This is a genomic window from Candidatus Electronema sp. TJ, from assembly GCF_048287355.1.
In the GTDB taxonomy this organism is placed as follows: Bacteria; Desulfobacterota; Desulfobulbia; order Desulfobulbales; family Desulfobulbaceae; genus Electronema.
This window is the reverse complement of sequence record NZ_JBLWEP010000150.1, coordinates 1-5,467: the sequence shown is the minus strand read 5'-3', so window position 1 is coordinate 5,467 and position 5,467 is coordinate 1. Positions and strand designations below refer to the sequence as shown.

Sequence of the window (5,467 nt, the reverse complement as noted above, 5' to 3'; positions counted from 1 at the left end):
CGCAAGCAAAACAGCGCAGAAGCTTGTCGCAGCACGTTTTCCTGCTCATGAAGCGGACATTGGACCTCTTGCGCAAGCAGCCGGAGCGGAAAAAATTTCGCCCCGGCTGTTGTGAAGACGCGGCTGGCGGCAATAGCTCTCCGCTTCGTTGCCGGACTTAAATGCTGATTCTTTCGCCGAGGAATTTGGGGTTGGTGTGCAATATCTCGACATCGAGCACGCACATGACTTTGGAAAACACCTCTCTGAGCTTGGTCTTGAAGCCGTAATAGGCGCTCACGTCACGCGCATTCAATCCTGACAGCTCAATGCCATGCGACCTGCCGATATAAACGGCTCTGGTGTTGTGAAACTGCTGGGAAACAACAATGCCTTTGTTCTGCCCGAAGATCTCTTTGAAACGGATGATGGAATCCAAGGTGCGGAACCCGGCATAATCACAGATCACGTCATCCCATTTCACGCCCAGAGCGATTAAATCCCGCTTCATGGTCATCGGCTCATTGTACTGCATGGTGCCGTTGTCGCCGGAAACGATGATCTTTTTGCATTTTCCGCTTTTATACAGCTCTGCCGCAGCAAGAATGCGGTAGTGATAATACATATTCTTCCTGCCGCCGCGCAGCCATTTTGATGTGCCGAGCAGAATGGCGCAATGCACTGGATTCAGCTCGCTGACGCTGTCAAAGGTGTATTGCGCATAGCTGCTGATCAGAAGATTGGCCGCAGTTATGCTGATCAGCAGCGTCAGCGCAAAGGCGGCTGTCCAGACTGCCAGCCGTTTATGCAGTTTTTTCATCGTCTCCCTTCTCCATGTCCGGCAGAACAACTGCCCGGCAATGCTTCAGCGCTCCGCCGGACTGCTCCGGCAGCAGCGCGACAAGGCCCGCCTCTTTGCCCAGAGCAAGAACCGACATCGCCGCAGTGGAAAGCTCCAGCAGGCTGGTCTGTTTAAGAAACTCGGTCCGCGTCCGGCTGCTGAACAGCCCTGCAACAGCTTGCGGCAAGGTCTGGCGCAGGCGGTCGCGCAGCGCGGCAGGCGGCGCGGCTGTCAGTTCTTCTGGCAGGAAGCGGTGGCCGCAGCGCAGCCAGTCGTAACGAAGCAGCTCAAGCAGCAGCGGGCCGTCACTGCGCTGCCGGATTAATTTCACCAGCATCTGATTCAGCAGAATTTGGGTGTGAGCCAGCCTGAAGAAATCCTCTTCCTTGCAGATTTGCAGCAGGGCTTGAAAAAAAGCAGCCGCATCCTCGTTCTTCTGCCGCAAATAACGCCAAAGCGAGGGGAAAAAGCGGTTGTTGCAAAAGGCCTCCGCGCACTCGCAGAATGCATGCATATCGCGCAGCTCCTCATGCGGCAGCCAGCGCGTGGACAGCACTTCATAGGGCGGCTCAGCGCAATGCAGCAGGCCGAACTCCGCTGCCCGCGCCTGCATTTCAGTGTCCGGCAGCACTTTGAGCAGACCGAGCTGGATATAATGCGGACAGCAGCGGAAAACCCGGTTGAACGATTCACGGAAGCTGGCTGCGGTCTCTTCCGGCAAACCGAGAATCAGGTCGGCGTGAATGTGAATGCTGTTCAGGGCGACTAAGCGGCGGATGTTCGCTTCTGCTTTGGCCACATCCATGCGTCGTTTGACTGCCGTCAAGGTTTGTTCATTGCAGCTCTGCAATCCGATCTCGAATTGAAACAGATCGCAGGGTGCTTGTTCGAGCAGGGCAAACAATTCTTCAGTGAAACGGTCTGGGGCAATCTCAAAATGAAAGCGCACGCCGTCCGCCTCAGCCAAGAGAAACTCCCAAATGGCCAAAGCCCGCTCCGGCTTGTCGTTGAAAGTGCGGTCAACAAATTTAATGATCAGCGGCTTGGCCGCAATCAGCCTGCGCAGCTCCTCTTGCACCAGGTCCAGCGGCTTATGACGCACGCCTTTGGAAAGAGAGGATAAGCAGTACGAGCAGGAAAACGGGCAGCCCCGCGAAGACTCGTAATAGACCTGCCGATTCTTCAAATGGGAGCTGAAATCTTCTGTCTTGTAGGGCGAAGGAAAGCTGCGGCCAGGCGCGGCCTGATAACGCGGCTTCAAAGCACCTTGGCGGAGATCGTGGAAAAACTCGTCTTCTGCGCCTTCAATCTCGCCAAGAAAGACCGTGCAATTGGGCGGCAGTCCAGTCAGCATCTCCGCCTGCGGGCCGCCGAAGATGAGCGGCAGATTTGGCTGCAAACGGGCCAGATCAGCGGTCAAACGGCGGATATAGGCATGATTCCAGACATAGACCGAGAAGAGCAGCGCGTGGGCAGGCTGGCTGCTGATCCGCAGCAAGGTCGGGTAATACGGATCATTGAGCGTGAACTGGCTGAGATGTGTCGGCAGTTCCGGCAGACGGCGTTCCAGCTCGGCGCGCAGGCAGAATTGGGCCAGACAGGAGTGGGTGTAGCGGCAGTTGAGGCTGATCAGATGGAGCATGGGCGTGCGGGGACTGAGTTCTCCGCAGAGTTACCTCAATCCGGGCGGAATTGCAACAGCCGCCTTGCTCTGGCGGGCAATTAAAAGTTCGTCACGCAGGCTGGAACTTGGTATAGTTTCTTCTGGTTCGGCGCGGCTGTTGAAAACGTGTTGAGAACCTGTTGAAAGTTTGTTGATAACTTTTCCGCCACGCTGAAACCGCCGAGTTATCAACAAAGAACTGCACAAGTTATCAACAGTTCAATCCCTTTGAATCCAAGAGCTTGGCTGAGTTTTCAACAAACTAACAGCCCCAATATCAACAAGTCTTTTATATAGGAGCACTACTGCTATGCCGTTTCATTTCAACATTGCCCGGAAAGACCTGCTTGACGCAGTCAGCGCGCAGCAGAACATCGCCAGCAAGAAAGGCACGCTGGCCATTCTCTCCAATGTGCTGCTGGAAGCAAGACACAACGAGGTGGTTTTCACCGGCACCGATTTGGAGGTGAGCCTGCGTCAGACGGTTTCCGCCGAGGTGTTTGCAGAGGGCAGCCTGACCCTGCCTGCGAAGAAGCTCTTTGAGCTGGCCCGCGAATCCAGCTCGGAAACAGTGAATCTCAAGGAAGAAGAGAGAAACTGGGTGCGGATCAGCGCGGGCAGCAGCACCTACCGCCTGGCCGGAATGCTGGCTGATGAGTTTCCCCAGTTTGAATACTACGACGAGCAGGCCTTGGCGGACATCGAGGCTGAGGTGCTCTGCGACCTGATTGACAAGACCAGCTTCTCCATCGCCGCTGACCGGGAGAACATGTACAACCTCACCGCCGCCTTGCTGCAAAAGCGGGAAGAGGAAGGCAAGACCGTGCTGCGCATGGTCACCTCTGACGGACACCGCCTGAGCATCATGAGCCGGGAAGCCGCAGGCATGGCCGGACTGAATTTCGGTCAGTCTATCCTGATCCCGCGCCGGGGCGTGCAGCAGGCGCGCAAGTTCTGCGAAGAGCTGGATGTCTGCCGGATGGGCGTGGAGCAGAAAAAGCTGGTGCTGAAGAGCGAGACTTCTGTTCTCATCATCCGCCTGATGGAAGGCGATTTCCCAGATTTTGAGAACATCCTGCGCACGCTGCCCCAAGACAACAGCATGATCATCAACAAGGGGCTTTTCCTTGAATCGCTGAAGCGGATCAACCTCTTCACCGAAGACATCTTCCACGCCATCCGTTTCGAGGCCCAAGGCAATCGTCTTATTCTGACTTCGGAGAACGCCGACTTCGGCTCGGCTCGGGATGAGATCGAGATCACCTACAGCGGCCACGACCTCTGCATGGGCTTCAACTGCCGCTATTTCATCGAGGCACTCTCGGTTTTGGAAGGCGATGCCATTGCCGCCTCAGTCAGCTCGGACGAAAGCCCCTGCCTGATCAGCTCGGCAGCTGATCCCGGCTTTCTTGGCATCGTCATGCCCATGAAATTGAGCAGCCCGCCGTCCATCGCCTGATGCGGCTGCTGCGCTTTCCTGTCCTCGGCTCAACCAGCAGCCATGCCTTGGAACTTGCCCGGCGCGGCGCGGCGCATGGCACGGTGGTTCAAGCTGATCAGCAGAGCAGCGGACGCGGGCGCGGCAGCAAGCAGTTCTGCTCGCCGCCCGGCGGTCTGTATTTCTCGGTCATTCTCCGGCCAGAGCTGGAGGCTGCGGATTGGCCCCTGCTGACCTTGGCAGCAGGGGTCAGCTTGGCAGCTGCTTTGCGCCAGGCCGCAGGTGTGCAGCCGCAGCTCAAATGGCCGAACGATCTCTATCTTGCTGACCGGAAACTCGGCGGCATACTCACGGAAAGCGGGCCGCTGCGGGCCGGGCGGCCGGAATTTGTCGTGATTGGAGTCGGCATCAACATCGCTGCGCCGCCGGAAGATTTCCCCACGGAACTGCGCAGCAGGATCATCACCTTGGCTGAGGCAGGCGCGGCGGTCAGTCCTGACGAGCTGCTGCCGCTTCTGGTCAATGAGCTGCTGACCGCTCCGGCCCAGCTCAAAGCGGACAAGGCCGCAGTGCTGGCAGCATGGCGGCAGCTGGATTATCTCCTTGGCAGGCCGCTGGAATATGGCGATGCAACGGCGGTCGGCGCAGGGCTGGCTGAGGACGGGCGGTATGTCATCCTCGACTCTTCAGGCAGGGAACACCGGGTGACCGCTGGGGAAATCCGCATGAGCTGCTGCTGCTGACTGAGCTGCGGCTCTGCGCTCTGACAGCAGCCATGCGCAGCCGCAGCTGTGTTATGAAGGGAAAAAGCATTCGCACAACACGAGGAAACTATGGAACGCATGAACTGGGGTTCGACCTTTGCCGTGCATCAGGCCTTTGAGGCGCAGGCTGGCGACAAGATCAAACTGGAGTGGAGCGGCGGCACGCTGGGTTTCATGACCATCATGGCGAAAGCCGACTTTGACGCAGGCCGTTACCGAGGTCCGTATCCCATCGCCAGCGATGTTTCGTGGGCGGTCTGGCAAGTGCTGCAAAGCGGAACTACAGTGGTCTTTGCTGTGGTGGAGCCGCCGGGCGAGAACATTCAGGTGGCAGCGACGCTGGAGAAAGTGCCTTTGCCAGCAATCCCAGGCAATCTCTCGCACGGCGACCTTGAGGCCAATCAGGGCAAGGCGTTGGTCAATGAAGCCTTTGCCTTGACCAATGAACGCCGCGTCAACATCTCCTCACGCGAACCGAGACCCGCAGGCGCGCCGGAGGATCCGGGCAGCGTCCCTGCGCTGATCTTAGACGAGAGGCTCTCTGTCGCGGCGCAGACACATGCAATGAACATGGCGGAGCTGGATTTCTTTGCTCATCGCGGCCAAGACGGCTCATCGCCTTCAGCCCGCGCCGCCGCTGCCGGATGGCCTTGGGGCGCAGGCGAAAACATCAGCGCAGGACATGCCACCGCAGCAGGAGCCATCAAGTCGTGGATGCAAAGTTCCGGGCATCGCTGGAACATGCTGCGGGCGGAATACACGCACATCGGCTTGGGCGTGTA

Annotated in this window: 5 protein-coding genes; 3 read left to right on the top strand and 2 right to left on the bottom strand. The window is 57.9% G+C overall.

Annotated features, from left to right (window positions below; genetic code table 11):
- Window positions 1–157 precede the first annotated feature (157 nt).
- Both ACNKID_RS10115 and ACNKID_RS10110 read right to left on the bottom strand, forming a co-directional pair.
- Window positions 158–799 carry a SanA/YdcF family protein gene (locus tag ACNKID_RS10115; RefSeq protein WP_417913309.1) on the bottom strand — a complete coding sequence of 214 codons (642 nt, stop codon included), beginning with the start codon at window positions 797–799 and terminating at the stop codon, window positions 158–160.
- Window positions 783–2,462 carry a DUF4080 domain-containing protein gene (locus ACNKID_RS10110; RefSeq protein WP_417913308.1) on the bottom strand — a complete coding sequence of 560 codons (1,680 nt, stop codon included), beginning with the start codon at window positions 2,460–2,462 and terminating at the stop codon, window positions 783–785. Before ACNKID_RS10110 ends, ACNKID_RS10115 begins: the two co-directional genes overlap by 17 nt.
- A 331-nt stretch (window positions 2,463–2,793) precedes the next feature.
- On the opposite strand from ACNKID_RS10110, the gene dnaN reads away from it, so the two are divergent.
- The 3 genes from dnaN to ACNKID_RS10095 form a co-directional block, all read left to right on the top strand.
- Window positions 2,794–3,942 (top strand): DNA polymerase III subunit beta, encoded by a 1,149-nt coding sequence (gene dnaN / locus ACNKID_RS10105; protein WP_417913307.1) that lies wholly within the window; start codon window positions 2,794–2,796, stop codon window positions 3,940–3,942.
- Window positions 3,942–4,664, top strand: a complete 723-nt coding sequence (locus ACNKID_RS10100; RefSeq protein WP_417913306.1) for a biotin--[acetyl-CoA-carboxylase] ligase — start codon at window positions 3,942–3,944, stop codon at window positions 4,662–4,664. The genes dnaN and ACNKID_RS10100 overlap by 1 nt, the downstream gene beginning before the upstream one ends.
- Window positions 4,665–4,754: 90 nt before the next feature.
- Window positions 4,755–5,467: CAP domain-containing protein (locus ACNKID_RS10095; protein ID WP_417913305.1), on the top strand; the 713-nt coding region annotated here is incomplete at its 3' end.

Bases quoted from the DNA above. Each gene is read 5' to 3' on its own strand.
- ACNKID_RS10115 (WP_417913309.1), bottom strand. From the start codon at position 799: ATGAAAAAACTGCATAAACGGCTGGCAGTCTGGACAGCCGCCTTTGCG.
- ACNKID_RS10110 (WP_417913308.1), bottom strand. From the start codon at position 2,462: ATGCTCCATCTGATCAGCCTCAACTGCCGCTACACCCACTCCTGTCTG.
- dnaN (WP_417913307.1), top strand. From the start codon at position 2,794: ATGCCGTTTCATTTCAACATTGCCCGGAAAGACCTGCTTGACGCAGTC.
- ACNKID_RS10100 (WP_417913306.1), top strand. From the start codon at position 3,942: ATGCGGCTGCTGCGCTTTCCTGTCCTCGGCTCAACCAGCAGCCATGCC.